The following is an 18,799-nucleotide window of genomic DNA, read 5'->3' on the forward strand; positions in this document are numbered from 1 at the left end:
GCACGTGTGTGTGGTGTAAAGACAGGTTGATCAGTGCAGGGAAGCCCGGTTTATGCAAACAGCATCACAGAATCGTTCATCGTTGTTTCCAGTCTTTGCAACGGTTTTGCTCGCAGCCCTCGCAGGCTGCACGACCAGCGGCACTGACAAGGCTGCGGATTCGTCGCTGGCCACGCCCGCCGCGTCAGGCGACCAGCGTATCAAGGAATCGGAACTGCGCGCTTACTGCCCGCCGGTATCGCTGCGCGACGGTACGGCCTTCTTCAGCACCTACGAAAAGGGTGGCGACAAGGACCCGGCCAGCGTGATCTATCAGGCCGCTCTGACCGATGTGACCCGTGCCTGCCAGTATGGCGCCGGCACCATGACCATCGACGTCGCCGCGGCAGGCAAGGTCGTGCCCGGTCCGAAATACAAGAGCGGCTCGATCACGATGCCGATCCGTGTGGCGATCCGTCAGGGCGATCAGGTGGTCTATTCGAAGCTTCACAAGCAGAGCGTTACGATCTCCAACGGTGATACGGCAACGCAGTTTATCTTCAACGACAAGGCGATATCCTTGCCGATGCCGGATAAGCAGAACATCCAGATTTTCATCGGTTTCGATGAAGGTCCCTACAAGTAATTTACATCTGGCTGAATAATGCCGAGGTTCGATAGTAGCGTAATAGCTGCGTTTGAGCCTGAAAGCATGTGGCGACTTTTGGAACCGGTTCTCAGGCGTCGATGAATGGGGACAATGCGCAAGATGCAAATCTTGCGCATTGTTTTTTATTTAAATTGCTAATTTATCGCTAGTGGATTGAATTTGACGTTTGGATCCCGACTGAATGAGATGCTGTTTCAAACGTCAAATTCGAAAAATCCACTAGATACATAAACTTACTAGTGGTCTTTTCGATTCCGACATTTGCTCGGCGCCTGTATCAGAGGGATGCAAATGTCGGAATCGAACCACTAGCTTATCCTATCTGTTCTTTGCACTTTGAGTTTAATTCGCTATTAATACCAATGATGCTACAATTTATATGATTAATCTTAATATTAGCGGTTGGGTTTTTAATATTTGAACTGTTGCTTGCGTCGAGGTGGTAATCGTTTTCGCAAGGGCTCTTCCAATGCCGCGATATTTTAAGGCGTTGCCGGATGCGATTTGAGCGCACGAAATTTTTGAAGCCCGCTTCTCTCTTGTTGCTGTTGTTGCTGCTCCTTGGGGCTGCCTCCGGGCAATGGATCGGGACAAGGTTCTGGATCATGGACGAACAGCGGCACATGAATATCTACATGTCCGCTTTGCTTACGCACGCAAATCGCCTTGTCGCCTCGGCGCATGAAACGCTGGATGCAGCAAATCTTTCTCCGTCCGCGCCATGTTCGGTGGATGATCAGGCTTATCTGCGGAAGCTTGTCTTTTCTGCCTATCACATCAAGGATATCGGTCGTTTTCAGAACAACCGTCTCGCTTGCTCTACGCTTCTGGGCAATTTGGCGGAGCCGCTCCTTCGGTCTGCGGCCGACGTCGATCTGAGCGACGGCACCTATGTTCATCGCGATCTGCCATTAAAGACGCCTGGCAGTCATGGCGTTGTGATGGAAAACGGGGCTGCCAATGTGGTCCTGAGTTCGTCGGCTTTCGATCTGCTTCATACGCCGCATTATAATTTTTCCATATATATGACCGGCGAGCGCGGGCAACTCGCCCGGTTATACAGCTATCCGCAGAATGAACGGCCCGCGCCGGATTTCTCAAATCTCGTGCGCCAATATGATGTGCTGGGCGATATTGCCAGAGAGCGCCGTTGCGACCGGAAAACGGGAATTTGCATTGTGCTGGACGCCGTGCTCGATCGCACCAGCCAGTCTGCCCGGAGAAAACTGTTCATTGCAATCAGTCTGGGGCTGCTCGGTGGCGCGACGCTTGGTCTGGGCTGGTTTGCCTATTTCAATCGGGAGCGCCCTCTGGTTTCCATGCTCAACAAGGCGCTGAAGGCATCGGACCTCTATATCGTGTATCAGCCGGTCGTCAGGGTTGCGGATAGCCGGGTTACCGGTTTCGAGGCTCTGCTTCGCTGGCGTCTGAAAACAGGAGACATGATCCCTCCGGATGTCTTCATTGCCGAGGCGGAAGGAAATGGCATGGCGTGCCGGGTCACTCTTTATGCGGTGGATCGCGTCATCGAGGAGATGGGCGATCTGCTGCGCCGCAACCGGAATATCCAGATCAATATCAATATCACCGCCAGTGACGTTCAGTCCCCCGCATTTCCCGAGAAAATGGAGGCGGAGCTTGCTCGTGCCGGTATAGATCCTCGCCAGATCGGCCTCGAACTGACCGAGCGCACGGCGGTGGATTTCTCGGCAGCTTCCGATGGTATCCGAAAGCTTCGGGAGCAGGGGCACCGTATCTATATCGACGATTTCGGCACCGGCTATTCAAGCCTGGCCTATCTGGACGAACTGCATATCGACGCCATCAAGATCGACAAGGCTTTCACCCGCACGGTTTGCGCCGAGGGGTCAACGGTATCGATCGTGCCGCAGATCATCTCCATGGCGCGCCAGCACAATCTCGATATTGTCGTTGAAGGCATCGAAACGGAAGCGCAAGCCAACTATTTCCGCAAAATGAAGGTGCCGATCACCGGGCAAGGGTGGTTTTATGGCAAGCCGGTAAGGGCAGGAAGCGCGAAGGCCCTGCTCGTGTCCGGCTCTTCAAAGGCAAAACCGAAGCCGAAACCGAAACAAGCCAAAGTGGCTTCGGGTTTTTGACCTGTGGATTACCGGCGGTCGATAAAATTCGAATTAAATTCAACAGCGCGCGTGAAATCTATGGCAACAGGTTTGCGCTAGAGTGCCCCTATGAAACAGAAATATGAACGAATTCTCGAACCGACGGACACCTGGGCAATCTTCGAGACGTCCACCGGTGAACCTGTCATCATGGGAACCCGCCTGCTGATCGGTCTCTCGCAAGAGGAAGCCGAGCAGTTGCTGGCAATTCTCAACGAACCGCCCAAGGGGCGCAGCAAACGCTCCGCCGCCTGACGAAAGCCAGGCGACGGATAATTCTTTCACTTACGCATCTGCCCAGATGGACAGTGCCTCGATGACGCTTGGCAGGTCCTTGTGGCGATGAATGACCGTTTCCGCACCGGCATCGGTCAGCTTGTCGGCATGGCCGGGATAGGTATGCGCGCCTCCCGTAAAGCCGATCACGCGCATGCCCGCGTCCCGCGCGCCGTGAATGCCGTGCGCGGAATCTTCGATCACGATCACATCCTTCGGATTCACATCGAAATGTCTGGCCGCGTGGAGAAAGACGTCCGGCGCGGGTTTCGGCTTCTTTGCGCCGACTTCCTTTGCCGAAAAGATATTCGGTGCGAACAGCTCGTAAAGACCGGTGCGCTGCAGCATGTTTTCCAGGCGTCGGCTGGTCGAGTTCGAGCAGATGCATTTGGGCAGTGTCAGTGCCGAAACGACTTCAACGATATCGTCCACGGCCTGGACTTCGTTTTTCAGTTTTTCGTCCAGAATTTTTTCGGATTTTTCCAGAAGCGAGGCGGAAAGCGGGATGCCGGCTTCGCGCTCCACTGTCAGAAGAATGTCCTGCCACGTCAGCCCGGCGAAACGTTCCGCCATTTCGTCGGCGGCAATCTGATAACCGGCTTCGGTGAGAAGAGCGGATTCGACTTCCGCCGCGATGATTTCGGAATCCACCAGAACGCCATCGCAATCGAAAATAATGAGGGACGGTGCCGCCATGATCGTAGCCTTTTATTGGGAGGAGAAGGCCGGCCCGTGCCGGAAATTCGGTGCATGAGCTACACCTTTATGGCGAAACCGTCAAATGCCGGCGGTAATCGGTCCCTGTTTATACTTCGCCTGAAACCTCGCGCCGCCGCCGGTCAAGCTCTTCGCTGTAACGCCGCAATGTGTGGGCTTCGCTGAGGAGACCGAGCACTTTGCGCTCCTGCGCGTTGTTGACCACCGCCAGCGCTTCGCTTTCCGCCCTGTCAAAACGGGCAACCGCTTCCTTGGCATTCATCTGCGGGAGAAGGAACTGATCCTGATATTTGAGCAGGTCGCGAATGCTCCGTTCGCTGTCGGATGTATCGAAACTGTCGGCATAGACTTCGGGGACCGGGATCATGCCGACATAATGCCCTTCGGTGTCCACCGCTATGACACGCTGGGTCGAGCCGAGAGGAAAATCGTGCCGGAACGTTTCTATGTCCGTATCGATCGGCACCGTGCGAACGTCGTGGCGCATCATGCGGTTGACGGTGAGGCTGCGTATCCAGCCTATATCGTGGGCGGAACGAATGGATTCGCCGCGCAGATGGAACCGCCATGTCGCGAAGGAGTAGCCGAAGGTTTTTCTTACCATCAGGGAGGACGAAACGACCGCGCCCAGCACGAGCATGGAAATCGGAAAGTCCCCGGTCAGTTCCAGCGCGAGGAATGTCATCGTCATCGGACCGCCCACCACGGCGACGGCAAGCGAACTCATGCCGATGACGGCATAGACTTCCGGTGCCAGGGCGAGGCCTGCGGGCAGTGTCGCCCCGGCTACCGCTGCAAACAGCTTGCCCGTCAACGCTCCCAGAAACAGCGATGCGAAGAAAAGCCCCCCGCGGAAACCTGCCCCGATGGAAACGGCCGAGGCCAGCGACTTGGTGAAGATCAGAAGCAGAAGCGCCGGGATAGTGATATTCGCATTGAGATCGAGATGCAGCGCCCCGTGGCCGGAGGCCAGGACCTGCGGTGAAAAGAACGCAATCATCCCGACGATCGTTCCGCCGATGGCAGGAGCCAGCACATTCGGCACGATACTGTGGCGCGCGATCTTTTCCACCAGCGTCACACCGCGCATGATAAGGATGGCGATGCCCGCTGAAGTGAACCCCAGCACGAGCGCCGGAACGTAATCGCGCGGTGTGATGTCATCGATCTGGCCGACATCTATGATGAAAGGCGGGCCGCCGATGGTCTGTGTCACCAGCGTTCCGACGATTGCGGCCACGACCACCGGAGCCAGCGTGGCAATCGAATAGACGCCGATAATGAGTTCGAAAGCGTAGAATGCGCCGGTCAGGGGTGCGTTGAACGCGCTGGCGATTGCCGCTGCCGCGCCGCAACCGACCAGTGTGCGCAAATCCGCCCGCCGCATCTTCAGCGCCCGTCCGATGCGCGACGCAAAACCGCTCGCGAGCTGGGTATAGGCGGCTTCGAGACCAACGGAAGCGCCGAAGCCGTTGGAGATCAGATTTTGCCCGACGAGAATGAAGCTGTCGGTCAGGGACAGACGCCCGCCGTGAAGCGCATTCGCCTCGATGGGATCGACGATGGGGCGTTTGCGCCAACGCGCGAGAACCCATATCACGATCCCCATCAATATGCCGCCCGCAAGGGGCGCGATATAGGCGCTGGCTTGCAGCTCTGCCGCCGAACTCAGCTTTTCTCCGGGCTGAAGCAGGAAGATTGCCTGATGCATCCATTGCGAGAGACGGCCTACAGCCGCGACCGCAAGTCCGGAAATCACGCCGATGATCGTACCCGCTATGACGAGGCCGATTTCACTGCCTCGCACCAATGCACGCATACGAAAGGGTACAAAGAGAACCCGCAGGTACCGATTGTGTCGCAGCTCAGCAATATTCATCGTCAAAATACACCGAAGAAGCGGGATCGCCTTGCGGTCCCGTCATGCAATTCCAAACGTTGAGCGCCAACCATAGGCAAAAAGGAATAACCAAGCCTTATCGTCGGCACGAACTCGAAGTGACCTTTGCATGATGATCGCGGCGGCAGGATGACAGACTGCAAAATGTCGACGGATGGCGGCAGCCAAAAAGCCCGGAACTGTGGCCTTTGGTGATCTTTTAAGAAAAGGTTTACGATTTCAATACCTTGGCGTTAACGGCATATTTACCCTGTCCGGTAACCATAAGGACAAGTTTTTCGCGTCCACAGGTAATCGAGTATCCCATGTCCCTAGTACGTCTTGCTCATGAGTTGCCCATCGAGGCCCCGCGTACCGCCTGGCTCGACTCCATCATCAAAGGTGATTGCGTCTCCGCGCTGGAGCGCCTGCCGGACAATTCCGTGGACGTTATTTTCGCCGATCCTCCCTATAATCTCCAGCTTGGCGGCGATCTTCACCGTCCCGACCAGTCGATGGTCAGCGCTGTTGACGATCATTGGGACCAGTTCGAGAGTTTTCAGGCCTATGATGCCTTTACGCGTGCCTGGCTGATGGCGTGCCGCCGCGTTCTGAAGCCGAACGGAACGATCTGGGTCATCGGTTCCTATCACAATATTTTCCGCGTCGGTTCGCAGTTGCAGGATCTCGGCTTCTGGCTGCTGAACGACGTTATCTGGCGCAAGACCAACCCTATGCCCAACTTCCGCGGCCGACGCTTCCAGAACGCGCATGAAACGCTGATCTGGGCTTCCCGCGACCAGAAGGGCAAGGGCTACACCTTCAATTACGAGGCCATGAAAGCGGCCAATGACGATGTGCAGATGCGTTCGGACTGGCTGTTCCCGATCTGCACGGGCGCCGAGCGCCTGAAGGACGAAAACGGCGACAAGGTACATCCGACCCAGAAGCCGGAAGCGTTGCTGGCCCGAATTCTGATGGCTTCCAGCAAGCCGGGCGACGTCATTCTCGACCCGTTTTTCGGTTCGGGCACTACCGGTGCCGTTGCCAAGCGCCTCGGTCGCCATTTTGTCGGTATCGAGCGCGAACAGAGCTATATCGACGCCGCTACCGCACGTATCGACGCGGTCGAGACGCTCGGCAAGGCCGAACTGACGGTCATGACCGGCAAACGGGCGGAACCGCGCGTCGCATTTACCAGCGTTCTTGAGGCAGGTCTTTTGCGGCCCGGAACGGTTCTTTGCGACGAGCGTCGCCGTTTTGCTGCCATTGTTCGGGCCGATGGTACGCTGGCTGCCAACGGCGAAGCTGGTTCCATCCATCGCATGGGCGCCAAGGTTCAGGGTTTTGACGCCTGCAATGGCTGGACCTTCTGGCACTATGAGGAAGATGGCGCCCTGAAGCCGATCGACGCCCTGCGCAAGGTCATTCGCGAACAGATGGCGGCCGCAGGCGCATAATTTCCTTATCGGACGGCCTCCAGCATGGTCTGATAGTGAGGCGCCCGAAGCATCGGCTTCGGGCGCCTTCGCTATTTATGCTCAGAAGGCAAGCCCGAGCGCTTTCAGATCGGCATCCAGTTGGGAAGCGCCGGTAAAATGAACGGCCTGCCAGCCGGCAAGCTTTGCGCCTTCGACATTGTGCAGCGTATCGTCGATGAAGAGTGTTGCCCGGGGATCGAGATCGAAGGAGGTGACGTGGTGTTCGTAGATTTCGCGGTCGGGCTTGAGCAAGTGGATGTCGCCCGAGACTGTGACGCCCCGGCTTTCCGTTAGAAACGGAAACCGCTTCTGTGCTTCGCGGAACGTGTCCGATGCGAAATTGGTCAGCATGGTAACGTCGTGACCGTTGCCGATAAGTGCGCGGAGAATGGCGACGCTATCCTCATAGGCATGGGGCACCATCCGGTTCCAGTTCTGCCTGAAGGCCCGGATTTCCTCGCTGCGTTCGGGATGAGCCTCGATAAGAAGGGTTTCCGCGTCGCTCCAGCTTCGCCCGCGATCCTGTTCGATATTCCACGCGCCGGTGCAGATGTTTTCAAGAAACCAGCGCCGCTCGGCGGCATCGGGAATGACATCGAGATAGGCAAGTTCAGGATCGTAATGGATGAGAACCTTGCCGATATCGAAGACGACATGCTTGATCGGGCTGTTCAACGCGCTTTCCTTCCCTGTTTGAATGCGTCGGGCATAGCGGCCGCGATCGCCTTTTTCATGACGGTGGGCAAAGCCTCGCCGGAAAGCTCTTGTGGCGAGGACCACCAGCCGTCATCTGCGACAGCCTTGCCGACGTTTTCCGCCCGGTACACCGAAAGCCGCAGTTCGAAATGCGTGAAAATATGCGTGATCGACCCGCAAGCGTGCCATTGTGAGGGGAAAGGCGCCGCATCGGCCGTCGGGTCACCATCGATCCTGGCTGTCCAGTCGCTGCCGGGAACCTCGGTCATGCCTGCCAGAAGCCCCTTGCCCCTGCGTTTGCGCAACAAAATCGTGCCGTCGCTGGCGAATGCCACAAAGGCCGCCCCGACGCGGATCGGCTTTTCCGCTTTCGGGGGCTTGACCGGAAATTCCTCCGGGTCGCGTGATGCAAGGGCCATGCAGTCGTCGTTGAGCGGGCAGAGGGCACATGAAGGCCGACGCGGCGTACAGATGGTCGCTCCGAGATCCATCATGGCCTGCGCGAAGTCGCCGGGCCTGCCATCGGGCGTGAGCCGCCCCATAAGTGTGCGGATTTCGGCTTTCGCCGCAGGCAGGGGCGTATCGATCGTGTAGAGGCGCGAAATGACGCGCTCCACATTACCGTCGACCACGGCGGCGGGTTCGCCGAACGCAATCGCGGCGATTGCCGCCGATGTGTAGTCGCCGATGCCGGGCAGCTTTTTCAGTTCGGCCGCATTGTCGGGAAACTTGCCGTCATGGTGCGCGTCAATCATGTTGGCGCATTTCTTGAGATTGCGGGCGCGCGAATAATAGCCCAGGCCGGCCCAGGCGCGAAGAATGTCGTCCTCGCTGGCTTGCGCCATCGATTGCACGGTTGGCCAACGTTCGACAAACTTGGTGAAATAGGCTTTAACCGCTTCGACGGTCGTTTGTTGAAGCATGATCTCGGACAGCCAGACACGGTAGGGATCCGGTCTGATGCCGCGAACCTGTTCCGCAGGCGTGAGACGCCACGGCAGAATCCGATGGTAGCGATCATACCAGGTCAGAAGCTTTGAACTTCGATCGGAGTCGGTAATATCGAGCATACAGGGAATGTCATTCAATAATGGGACCGAATTCTGATTAAAGCCTTATTTTCAAAATTGATAGAAACAATGCTGTGCATATCGGTTGCGAAGGTTTACTGAAGTTCGATATGCGCTCTCCAATACGCATCGGTGTTTTGCCGCGGAAAGAGACCAAGTGGATCGTCCCGTATCTGTACCAGTTTATGTCATCAACCTTGCCCGCTCACGAGATCGCTGGGACAGGCTGAAGGCCAGCGCCGACGAATTTTCCATCGATTTGCGCCGTGTCGACGCCGTCGAAGGCAAGCTTCTTGCTCCAGACGAGCTTGCGGATTTCGATGAGGCCGGCTTCCGCCGATGCCACGGTAAAATAGCGATGCCAGCGGAAATCGGCTGTTATTTCAGCCACATCCGCGCGCTGGAGGCGATAGTGCAAGCAGCTGAGCCTTTCGCCGTCATCGTGGAAGATGACGTTCTGTTCACATCCGCTTTTCAGCCGCTCGTTTCGCAACTCGCCGGGCTGAACGGTTGGGATGCCGTCAAACTGGTCAATCATCGCACTGCCGCTTTCCGCCCGTTCCGCGCCCTGAACGGTCGGTTTTCTGTCGGCCGCTGTATGCACGGCCCGTTGGGCAGTTCCGCCGCCTATGTCGTCACACGCGAAGGCGCGGCGAAATTGCTTGTGGCGATACGGCCCATGCGCGTGCCATACGATGTCGCTTTGGAACGCGGCTGGGCAGGCGATTACGAGATATTTACTCTTGATAAACCGGCGGTGGCCTTCTCGGATATGGCGATATCGACGATTGCGGCCGGGCGTTCGACTTACGCCAAGAGCCGCCTGCCGGCATACAAAAGGATAAGCACGCTTTTCTTTCGCTCAACTGACTACGTCAGGCGAATCGCCTACGCTTTGAGCAGGAAAAGCCTTAAAGAGGATAAAATGTGAGCCGTTTAAAAAAGTCTTTTCTATTTCGGCGCAAGGTGGATAGCTGGGTTCTGGGCCTGGCGTCTGCTGCGATGCCGCTACGTATTGGTCTTGGTCCTGTTTTGCTTTTCGCATTCTCATGCGTCGGTATCTATCTGGCCTGCGGTCGTCATGCCACGGCGCGGATGTTTGCGAAAAAATTCTATATTTTCATACTTCTCTATGCGGCATGGTCTTTGGGTTTGATTCTGTTCCGGGGAGAACCGTTTCAGGATAACCGGCAGATCGGTTATACGCTGCTGATCGCCGTTTTCGCTTTTGCCGGGTCGGGAATGGTACTCGTGCACGATCCATTGCGCGCCTATGTTCTCGGTGCGCGCGCCGGGACACTACTCGCTCTGATCACTGCGCTGTTTCTGTCGGTGACCGATGGCGGGCGCATCGGCGTCGGCGGCAATCAGGCCGTCTTTGCCTTTGTGGCGGCAGTCGCGGCAATATCCGCTGCGATCCCGCTTCACGGTGCTCCGCGTTATCTGCCGAACGGCCCGCATTGGCTGGTTCTGGGGCTTGCTGCGGTTCTGACCTCGCAAACGCGGGCCGTCATTGTCGTCCTTCCGTTTTTTGCGGTGATTGAGATCGCGCTTTTCCTGAGACGATACAGCTTCAAGCAGCAGAGCGTCGTTTATGCCGCCCTGTTGGCGGCGCTGACCGCGCTTGTTGTCGTCGGACCGGTCGGACATATTATTTCAAAGCGTTTTGCGGGCATGGTCGAATATTATGACACCGGCGACAGTTCGCAATGGGAAGACAAGATGTCGGCCGATATTCGCGCCGTCATGTGGAAAAGCGCATCTGACGTGATAACGGCGCATCCGATTGCGGGCGTCGGTTCCTATTCGAAAATGGACTTTGTGAAAGCCGAAGCGGGCGACAAGGCATCGATGATCGAGGGCTTTCGTCACGTGCATAATACCGTTCTCGATGAACTGCTGAACGACGGCATTATCGGGCTGATTTTCATGGCTGGCGCGTTCATATCGATCTTCATCTATTTGTGGCGTACAGCCGACAGCTGGGCCATGCGGCGGGCATTGATCTACTTCGCCATCGTGTGCGGCAGCTACGGTATGCTGCATAATCCGCTCCTGCACGAAGTGACGATCTCCTCGACCATGTTCTTCCTCGCCGCATTGAACGCGGCCGCTTCCCGACGGGTCATGGCGGCGCGGCGCGCAGGCCTCACCTCATATATGTTCGGAAAGAGATCGATTGCATGAAAGCGATTGTAACGGGCGCTGCCGGGTTCATCGGGTTCCACACGGCGCAACGTCTGCTGGATGAGGGCTGGCAGGTCATAGGCATCGACAATGTGAACGACTATTACCCTGTGGCCCTCAAGGAAACCCGCCTCGCCAGGCTTCATGCGCGGGCCGGATTTCGCTTTGCAAAGGCGGATATTTCCGACGCGGACGCATTCAATGCGGCAATAGGCTCCGACCGTGACGCCGATATTATCGTGCATCTCGCGGCACAGGCCGGCGTACGCTATTCCATCGAGAACCCGGCAGCCTATGTTTCGGCCAATGTGCAGGGGCAGGTTACGGTATTCGAAACCGCGTTGCGGCTGGAAAAGCGCCCGCCCGTCGTCTATGCAAGCTCGTCCTCGGTCTATGGCGCCAACGAGAAGATACCGTTCTGCGAAAGCGATCCGGTCGATCATCCGGTTTCGATCTATGCCGCAACAAAGCGCTCAGGCGAACTGCTGGCTTATTCTTACCGGCACGTCCACAAGCTTCCCTCCACGGGCTTGCGCTTTTTCACCGTCTACGGGCCTTACGGGCGACCGGATATGGCGCCCTGGCTGTTTACGTCCGCGATCCTGAAGGGCGAACCGATCCGTGTGTTCAACAATGGCGAAATGCAACGCGACTTCACCTTTGTGGAAGACATTGTCAGCGGCGTTCTGGGGGCGGTACGTCGAATTCTGGAAAAGCCGCAAGATACGGAACCCGTCTATAATCTCGGCAACAACCGGCCGGTAATGCTCAACGACTTCATTGCGGCTATCGAAAAGGCCACGGGCAAGCAAGCGATCCGCAAGTTGGAGCCCATGCCCGCAGCCGACGTGCCGCGCACCTATGCCGATATTACACTCGCCGCACGCGATCTCGGTTTCAATCCGAAAACCGCGCTCGATCAGGGGATTCCTTTGTTCGTCGAATGGTTTCGGGGTTATAATGGAGCGCGATGAGCGAACCTAAATCCAGGCGTGGCTTCAGGCCACTGGCAGATATGGCGTCGGGTCTTGTGGATCCGATGCTGCAAAAGCGCGCCGGTATCAATCTTGCCCTGCTGCAATCCTGGGAAGACATTGTCGGTCCCGCCATCGGCGCGACATCGCGGCCGCTGCGCATCCTCTGGCCCCGTCGCTTGCGCGAGGATGATCCGTTTTCTCCCGCGACGCTGATTATTGCCTGCGAAGGCTTCGCGGCCTTGCAGGTCCAGCATGAAACGGGTGAGATCATCAACCGTATCAACGGGTTTCTGGGTTTCTCCGCTATCGGTCGCATTCGCATCGAACAGAAGCCGCCGGTCCTTCCAGTCAAACGTCGGGTAAAAAAACTGCCGCCGCTGGGGCCTGCGGACGAGCGCCGGATCGACAAGGCGACAGACGGCATCGAGGACGACGCGCTTCGCGCGGCCCTTGCACGGCTTGGAAAAAATATACTGGCCGAGAAGCACTCCGCTGGCCGGAAGCGCGAAGAGGATCGCTGAAATCGCCTGCTGCCACAAAATTGATGCAAGCATTCCTCATGTTTCCGAAGAGCGTCTGCTTATTGTCGTGGATTTGGAGACAAAAAACGCAAGGTGCTGACTTTCATGTGAACGCCGCAGGTCTAGCGAAGTGCGATCTGCCGCTTTAGATTGTATGTCGAAGTCAACTATTGAAACAGGACTGGATGATTCGGATGCCTGCAGTGCTTAATCGCAGACACGTTATTTCTCTCGCTGGAGCGGCCGCTGCCGGGCTGGCCTTTGCCGGTAGCGCGAATGCGCAGCAGCGCGATGCGGAAGGTACCGTCGATGCCGCCAAGGTTGCCGAAGCCGGCAAGCTGAAGGACATGGTCTATGGCAAGGCCGACGCGCCTGTAACCATCGTTGAATATGCTTCGCTGACCTGCCCGCATTGCGCGGATTTCACGATCAACACTTTCCCGGAAATCAAGGAAAAATATATCGATACGGGCAAGGCGCGGCTTATCTTCCGCGAGTTTCCGTTCGATCCGCGCGCGACCGCCGCTTTCATGCTGGCACGCTGTGCCCCGGAAGACCGTTATTTCCCGATGGTCGATGTTTTCTTCAAGCAGCAGCAGCAGTGGGCGACGGCCGAAGACGGTGAAGCCGCCCTGCTGCAAATCGCGAAACTTGCCGGTTTTACACAGGAGTCCTTCAAGGCTTGCTTGACGAACCAGCAACTTCTCGATGATGTGAGAGCAACGATGGAGCGTGGATCGAAGGATTTCGGTGTGAGTGCGACGCCGACTTTCTTCATTAACGGACAAAAATACGCTGGAGCCCTTTCGGTTGACGAAATGTCGGCAATCATCGACAAGCTTCTCTGATCCGTTTTTCAGGTCGAAAAGCGGGCGCCGGACTGCGCCCGCTTTTTGCATTTCCGGTCGAGCTGTGGGAGGGGCGAACTGATGCGTTTCTCCAAGCTGCGTCTTGTCGGTTTCAAATCCTTCGTCGAACCCATGGAGTTCGTGATCGAGGGCGGCCTGACAGGCGTGGTTGGGCCGAACGGCTGCGGCAAGTCCAATCTGGTCGAAGCCCTGCGCTGGGTGATGGGCGAAAATTCCTACAAGAACATGCGCGCTTCCGGCATGGACGACGTGATCTTCTCCGGCTCCGCCACGCGGCCCGCGCGCAATACGGCGGAAGTGACACTCTTTCTCGACAATTCGGACCGAACGGCGCCCGCCAGCTATAACGATGCGGACGAGTTGCAGGTTTCTCGCCGCATCGAGCGCGAGTCCGGTTCCGTCTACCGCATCAATGGCAAGGAAGCCCGTGCGAAGGACGTGCAACTTCTTTTCGCGGACCAGTCCACCGGCGCGCGGTCGCCGTCGATGGTCGGGCAGGGGCGGATCGGCGAACTCATTCAGGCCAAGCCGCAGGCGCGCCGCGCGCTTCTGGAAGAGGCCGCCGGTATTTCCGGCCTTCATACCCGCCGCCACGAGGCGGAACTGCGCCTGCGCGCCGCCGAAACCAATCTTGAGAGGCTTGACGATGTGGTGGGCGAACTGGCCAGCCAGATCGACAGCCTGAAGCGTCAGGCGCGTCAGGCCAACCGTTTCAAGGCGCTTTCCGCCGATATACGCCGCGCTGAAGCCGCGCTCCTGCATTTGCGCTGGTCGCAGGCCAAGATGCAGGAAGCGGAAGCGCAGAGCACGCTGGCACAGGCAACCTCCGCCGTCGGCGCGATGGCACAGGCGCAAATGGATGCGGCCAAGGCGCAGGCGGTCGGTGCCCACAAGCTGCCCGAATTGCGAGAGGCAGAAGCACGGGCCGCAGCCGCGTTGCAGCGGCTTTCGATTGCCAGAACCCAGCTAGACGAGGAGGGGGAGCGTCTTCGTGCGCGTCGCGCCGAACTGGTAAAGCGGCTGGAGCAGCTTTCTGCCGACATATCCCGTGAAGAGCAGATGGTGCGCGAGAATGCCGATATTCTGGCGCGGCTCGACGATGAAGAGCAGGAATTGCTTGTTTCGGCAGAGGCTTCCGGTGTGCGTAACGAAGAACTGCGCGCCCTGTTCGAGGAAGCGGAAATTCGCTTGCAGGATAGTGAAAATGCGCTGTCCCGCGTTACGGCCGAGCGCGCCGAAGCCGCCGCCGAGCGGGCGCAGATCGAGCGGGCGTTGAAGGAAGCGAGCGACCGTCGCGACCGACTGGCCGTTCAGATGGAGACAATCGAACGCGACATCGCCGCCGTCGCGGAGCAGATTGGCGGTCTGTTCGATCCGGCGGAAAAACGCATCGTCGTCGATAGCTGCACGGAAGCGCTTGCTTCTGCCGAAGAGGCGGTCGCCGTTGCGGAGGAACTGGTCGCCAGCGCTCGCGAAGCGGAGGCCGCGTGCCGACAGCCGCTCAGTGAAGCGCGCACGGAACTGAACCGCATCGAAACCGAAGCGCAGACCCTGGCCAGAATTCTCAATGCCGGTGAAACGGGTCAATTCCCGCCGGTGGTGGAGGAGTTACGTGTCGAGAAAGGCTATGAAGTCGCTCTCGGCGCTGCCCTTGGCGAAGATCTGGACGCGGCAAGCGACGAAAATGCGCCCGTCTTTTGGGCTTATAATCCCGCTGCCAGCGCCGATCCGGTTTTGCCGGAAGGCGCGACGCCTCTGGATCGTCTGGTCGACGGTCCGCAGCAGTTGCGTCGCCGGCTGGCGCAGGTCGGCGTGGTTGCGGACAGCGATGGCAGGCGTTTGCAGGTAATGCTGCGGCCCGGCCAGCGGCTGGTCAGCAAGGCAGGTGCGCTGTGGCGCTGGGATGGTTATACGGCCAGCGCCGACGCGCCGACACCGGCGGCACAGCGTCTGGCGCAGAAGAACCGTCTGGCGGAACTCGAACAGGAAGCTGTCGCGGCACGCAGTCGGGCCGGTCAGGCCGAGCAGGCCGTGCAGCGCGCAGAAATGGCTGTACGCGAAGCCTTCGAACAGGAGCGCGTCACCCGCGACCAGTGGCGCGCGAACCAGCGCAGGCTCGACGAGGCGCGCGAGGCGCTGGCCGCTGCCGAGCGCGCCGCGGGTCAGCTTGCAACACGTCGTGCGGGTCTTGAGGACAGCAAGGCGCGCCTTGAAGAAAATCTGGAAGAGGCGCAGATTCGCGTAGCTGAGGCTGAGGACCGGCTCAATGAGATGCCGGATATCGACTCGATCGGCGAGCGTCTTTCGGCACTCAATAGCGAAGTAATGTCGGACCGCACGGCTTTGGCCGAGGCGCGGGCTGCCTATGAAGGGCTGCGCCGGGAGGCCGATGCACGACAGCGTCGGCTTGAGATGATCGCGCTGGAGCGCCGTAACTGGAAATCCCGCGCCGAGAATGCCGACCGTCATATCGCCGCGCTGAACGACCGCCGGGCGGAGACCACGGAAGAGGCGGAGGCGCTTGCCGAGGCGCCGGACGAAATCGAAAGCCGTCGCCGCGCCCTGCTGAATGAACTTTCGCAGGCCGAGGAGGTGCGAAAACGGGCAGCGGATATTCTGGCCGAGGCCGAGACCGCACAGGCTGAACTCGACAAGGTTGCGACGCTTGCGATCCAGCAGCTTGCCTCCAGCCGTGAGAGCCGCGCGCGCGCGGAGGAGCGGCTGGCCGCAGCCGAAGAACGCCGCGGTGACGCGGAAGCCCGCATCGCGGAAGCCCTCAATTGTCCGCCGCACGAGGCAATCCGCCAGACCGGGCTGAGACCCGATGAAGCCTTGCCTGATCCAGACCAGCTCGAGCGTCAGTTGGAGCGCTTGAAGATCGAGCGCGAGCGCCTTGGCGCGGTCAACCTGCGGGCAGATGAGGAACAACAGGAACTGTCCGCCCGTCTCGATACGATCGTGTCGGAACGCGAGGACGTGATCGAGGCGATCAAGAAGCTGCGTCAGGCAATCCAGAGCCTCAATCGTGAAGGACGCGAACGCCTGCTTGCCGCCTTCGACGTGGTGAATGCGCAGTTCCAGCGCCTGTTCACGCATCTTTTCGGAGGCGGAACGGCGGAACTGCAACTGATCGAAAGTGACGACCCGCTGGAAGCGGGGCTGGAAATCCTCGCCCGCCCACCGGGCAAGAAGCCGCAGACCATGACGCTGCTTTCCGGCGGTGAGCAGGCGTTGACGGCCATGGCGCTGATTTTCGCGGTGTTTCTTACCAACCCCGCGCCGATCTGCGTGCTGGACGAAGTGGATGCGCCGCTCGACGATCACAATGTCGAACGCTACTGCAACCTGATGGACGAAATGGCGGCTTCCACCGAAACGCGCTTCGTGGTCATCACGCATAATCCGATTACCATGGCGCGCATGAACCGTCTTTTCGGTGTGACCATGGGCGAGCAGGGTGTGAGCCAGCTTGTTTCCGTCGATCTTCAGACGGCGGAGCAGCTGCGCGAGGCAAGCTGATTTCGGTATATTCGGGAGGGGCAACATGGGGGGCGACCACGATCATGCGGACGTCAAGAATACGCCGATCTCCCGGTTGTGGGTCGCTTTTGGCCTGACCGGCCTTTTCATGATCGCCGAAGCTATCGGCAGTTTCATCACCGGCAGTCTCGCGCTTCTTTCCGATGCCATGCATATGGCAACGGACACATTTGCGCTTTTGCTGGCGCTCATTGCCGTCTATCTCGGTCGCCGTCCCGCCGACATCTTCCGCACTTATGGCTATGCGCGTCTCGAAATACTGGCGGCGGCGTTCAACGCGCTTCTGCTTCTGGGCGTTGCTTTCTACATTCTCTACGAGGCCTATGAACGCCTGTCGGAACCGGCTGACGTCCAGTCGCTCGGCATGATGGCGGTGGCTGTTGTCGGACTGGCGGTCAACTTCATTTCGATGCGGGTGCTGACCGGACACAAGGATGAAAACCTGAATGTGAAGGGCGCCTATCTGGAGGTCTGGGCGGATATGCTCGGCTCGGTAGGCGTGATCGCTGCCGCTCTCATCATTTACCTGACCGGATGGGAATGGGTCGATTCCCTGATCGCGGTTGGCATAGGCTTCATGGTCTTTCCGCGCACCTGGGTTTTGCTCAAGGAATGCATCAATATTCTGCTGGAGGGCGTCCCGGTCGGGCTTGATGTGAGGCAGGTCGAGGCGGCAATTCTTGCGGTGCCCGGCGTGACGTCCATCCACGACCTTCATGTCTGGTCACTGACAAAGAACCAGCATTCGCTGACGGCTCATATCGTTCTGACGGAAAAGGCCGATGGCGAGACCGTGCGCCGCGCCGTCGAGCAGATATTGCAGGAACAATACGATCTGCATCACACGACATTGCAGACCGAAACGGAGAGCTGTGCCCCGAAGGAATTCATTCACTGAGTGTCTGAATCAAAAAACGTCATCTGAGGCCGCAATGGCAATTCCCAGGCTCGAACGGCTCGCCGCAGTTGACCCGCGGCGAGCCGCCATCCTGTCCCGCAACAAACCGGCGGAACGGATGCGGGGGTGCAAATCTACCGGTCGCTCCAGACGGCGAGCTCATTTCCCGCCGGATCGATGAAATGGAAGCGCCGCCCGCCGGGAAAGGAAAAGACAGGCTTGACGATGGTGCCGCCTGCTTCCGTGACTGCCAGCAAAGTATCTTCCAGCCCGGCGGAATAAAGTACGGGGAGCGGCTTTGCGATTGCATCGCCATCCGCATCGAAGCCACCGTCCAGCCCTTCGGCGAAGGCCGAATAGGTGGGGCCATAATCCGTAAAACTCCACCCGAAGGCCCGCGCATAGAAGCTCTTGGTCGTATCGAGCGAGCCGTTGGCGGCAGGCATTTCCAGATAATCGAGCTTTCCCGTGACACGCATGATACAACATCCAGATGTTCTTTATTTGTTCTTATTTTTGCGACATAAGCCCAATAGAGTCAATCCCTGGAGCATTTCCAGCAAAAGTGCGAAGCGTCTTCGCAGGGAAATCAGTCCACTGGACTGATTTCTAATCCTGCTACGATGCGTAGGATAATGCGTAAAAACAAATAGTTAGAGCGGTTCCAATGATTCAGTCAAAACAGGAACCGCTCTAGGTTTTGTCTGCATCCACAGCAACCAGATCATAGTGCATGCAAGATGTACGAATCCCATGAACGCGACACGCTTTAATCGGGCCGATTTCGCGTCTAATCGATTCTATTGTCGCGGCTTCTCTTTTTTGGTTGGCAGCGGCCTCGCCGATCGCATAAGCAACGAGGGCAGGTTCAGGAAATGCTTGCAATTGTTGCGAGTCT

Annotated in this window: 16 protein-coding genes; 11 read left to right on the top strand and 5 right to left on the bottom strand. The window is 58.1% G+C overall.

Features of this window, described 5'->3' with window-relative positions:
• Positions 1–52 precede the first annotated feature (52 nt).
• The 3 genes from FHS76_RS16265 to FHS76_RS16275 all read left to right on the top strand — a co-directional run bounded on the left by FHS76_RS16265 (position 53) and on the right by FHS76_RS16275 (position 3,045).
• Positions 53–625, top strand: coding sequence for a hypothetical protein (locus FHS76_RS16265; protein ID WP_183655023.1), 573 nt, complete (start codon positions 53–55; stop codon positions 623–625).
• A 521-nt stretch (positions 626–1,146) separates the two neighbouring features.
• On the top strand, positions 1,147–2,769 hold the full coding sequence (locus tag FHS76_RS16270) for an EAL domain-containing protein (protein ID WP_183655025.1): 1,623 nt from the start codon (positions 1,147–1,149) through the stop codon (positions 2,767–2,769).
• A gap of 90 nt (positions 2,770–2,859) precedes the next feature.
• The gene (locus FHS76_RS16275) at positions 2,860–3,045 is read left to right on the top strand and encodes a hypothetical protein (protein WP_183655027.1); all 186 of its coding nucleotides are present in this window, start codon (positions 2,860–2,862) and stop codon (positions 3,043–3,045) included.
• A gap of 30 nt (positions 3,046–3,075) precedes the next feature.
• On the opposite strand, the gene FHS76_RS16280 is transcribed toward FHS76_RS16275, so the two are convergent.
• Positions 3,076–3,762 (bottom strand): HAD family hydrolase, encoded by a 687-nt coding sequence (locus tag FHS76_RS16280; protein ID WP_183655029.1) that lies wholly within the window; start codon positions 3,760–3,762, stop codon positions 3,076–3,078.
• A 109-nt stretch (positions 3,763–3,871) separates the two neighbouring features.
• Positions 3,872–5,662 (bottom strand): chloride channel protein, encoded by a 1,791-nt coding sequence (locus tag FHS76_RS16285; protein ID WP_183655032.1) that lies wholly within the window; start codon positions 5,660–5,662, stop codon positions 3,872–3,874.
• Positions 5,663–5,988: 326 nt separating this feature from the next.
• Here FHS76_RS16285 and FHS76_RS16290 point away from each other — a divergent pair, with 326 nt between their 5' ends.
• Positions 5,989–7,122 (top strand): site-specific DNA-methyltransferase, encoded by a 1,134-nt coding sequence (locus FHS76_RS16290; RefSeq protein ID WP_183655034.1) that lies wholly within the window; start codon positions 5,989–5,991, stop codon positions 7,120–7,122.
• Between the two features lie 81 nt (positions 7,123–7,203).
• On the opposite strand, the gene FHS76_RS16295 is transcribed toward FHS76_RS16290, so the two are convergent.
• Together FHS76_RS16295 and mutY are read right to left on the bottom strand one after the other, a co-directional pair.
• Entirely contained in the window at positions 7,204–7,818 is a 615-nt protein-coding gene (locus FHS76_RS16295; RefSeq protein ID WP_183655037.1) for an HAD family hydrolase, read from the bottom strand.
• The gene (gene mutY, locus FHS76_RS16300) at positions 7,815–8,909 is read right to left on the bottom strand and encodes an A/G-specific adenine glycosylase (protein WP_183655040.1); all 1,095 of its coding nucleotides are present in this window, start codon (positions 8,907–8,909) and stop codon (positions 7,815–7,817) included. The genes FHS76_RS16295 and mutY overlap by 4 nt, the downstream gene beginning before the upstream one ends.
• A 157-nt stretch (positions 8,910–9,066) precedes the next feature.
• Between mutY and FHS76_RS16305 the strand changes: the two genes are divergently transcribed.
• The 7 genes from FHS76_RS16305 to FHS76_RS16335 all read left to right on the top strand — a co-directional run bounded on the left by FHS76_RS16305 (position 9,067) and on the right by FHS76_RS16335 (position 17,901).
• A complete protein-coding gene (locus tag FHS76_RS16305) occupies positions 9,067–9,840 on the top strand; it encodes a glycosyltransferase family 25 protein (RefSeq protein WP_183655041.1) in 774 nt (257 codons plus the stop codon).
• On the top strand, positions 9,837–11,096 hold the full coding sequence (locus FHS76_RS16310) for an O-antigen ligase family protein (protein ID WP_183655042.1): 1,260 nt from the start codon (positions 9,837–9,839) through the stop codon (positions 11,094–11,096). Before FHS76_RS16305 ends, FHS76_RS16310 begins: the two co-directional genes overlap by 4 nt.
• Complete coding sequence (locus FHS76_RS16315) at positions 11,093–12,070, top strand: SDR family NAD(P)-dependent oxidoreductase (RefSeq protein WP_183655043.1); 978 nt, start codon at positions 11,093–11,095, stop codon at positions 12,068–12,070. The genes FHS76_RS16310 and FHS76_RS16315 overlap by 4 nt, the downstream gene beginning before the upstream one ends.
• Positions 12,067–12,594, top strand: coding sequence for a DUF721 domain-containing protein (locus tag FHS76_RS16320; protein ID WP_183655044.1), 528 nt, complete (start codon positions 12,067–12,069; stop codon positions 12,592–12,594). The genes FHS76_RS16315 and FHS76_RS16320 overlap by 4 nt, the downstream gene beginning before the upstream one ends.
• A gap of 194 nt (positions 12,595–12,788) precedes the next feature.
• Complete coding sequence (locus FHS76_RS16325) at positions 12,789–13,442, top strand: DsbA family protein (RefSeq protein ID WP_210306139.1); 654 nt, start codon at positions 12,789–12,791, stop codon at positions 13,440–13,442.
• An 81-nt stretch (positions 13,443–13,523) separates the two neighbouring features.
• Positions 13,524–16,982 (top strand): chromosome segregation protein SMC, encoded by a 3,459-nt coding sequence (gene smc / locus FHS76_RS16330; protein ID WP_183655057.1) that lies wholly within the window; start codon positions 13,524–13,526, stop codon positions 16,980–16,982.
• Between the two features lie 25 nt (positions 16,983–17,007).
• Entirely contained in the window at positions 17,008–17,901 is an 894-nt protein-coding gene (locus tag FHS76_RS16335; RefSeq protein ID WP_183655060.1) for a cation diffusion facilitator family transporter, read from the top strand.
• A 134-nt stretch (positions 17,902–18,035) separates the two neighbouring features.
• Here the strand turns inward: FHS76_RS16335 and FHS76_RS16340 are convergent, their stop codons facing one another.
• Positions 18,036–18,380: a VOC family protein gene (locus FHS76_RS16340; RefSeq protein WP_183655063.1), complete on the bottom strand. Its 345-nt coding sequence runs from the start codon at positions 18,378–18,380 to the stop codon at positions 18,036–18,038.
• Positions 18,381–18,799 lie beyond the last annotated feature (419 nt).

Origin of the sequence: Brucella daejeonensis, from assembly GCF_014199265.1 — a bacterium.
Lineage (GTDB): Bacteria > Pseudomonadota > Alphaproteobacteria > Rhizobiales > Rhizobiaceae > Brucella > Brucella daejeonensis.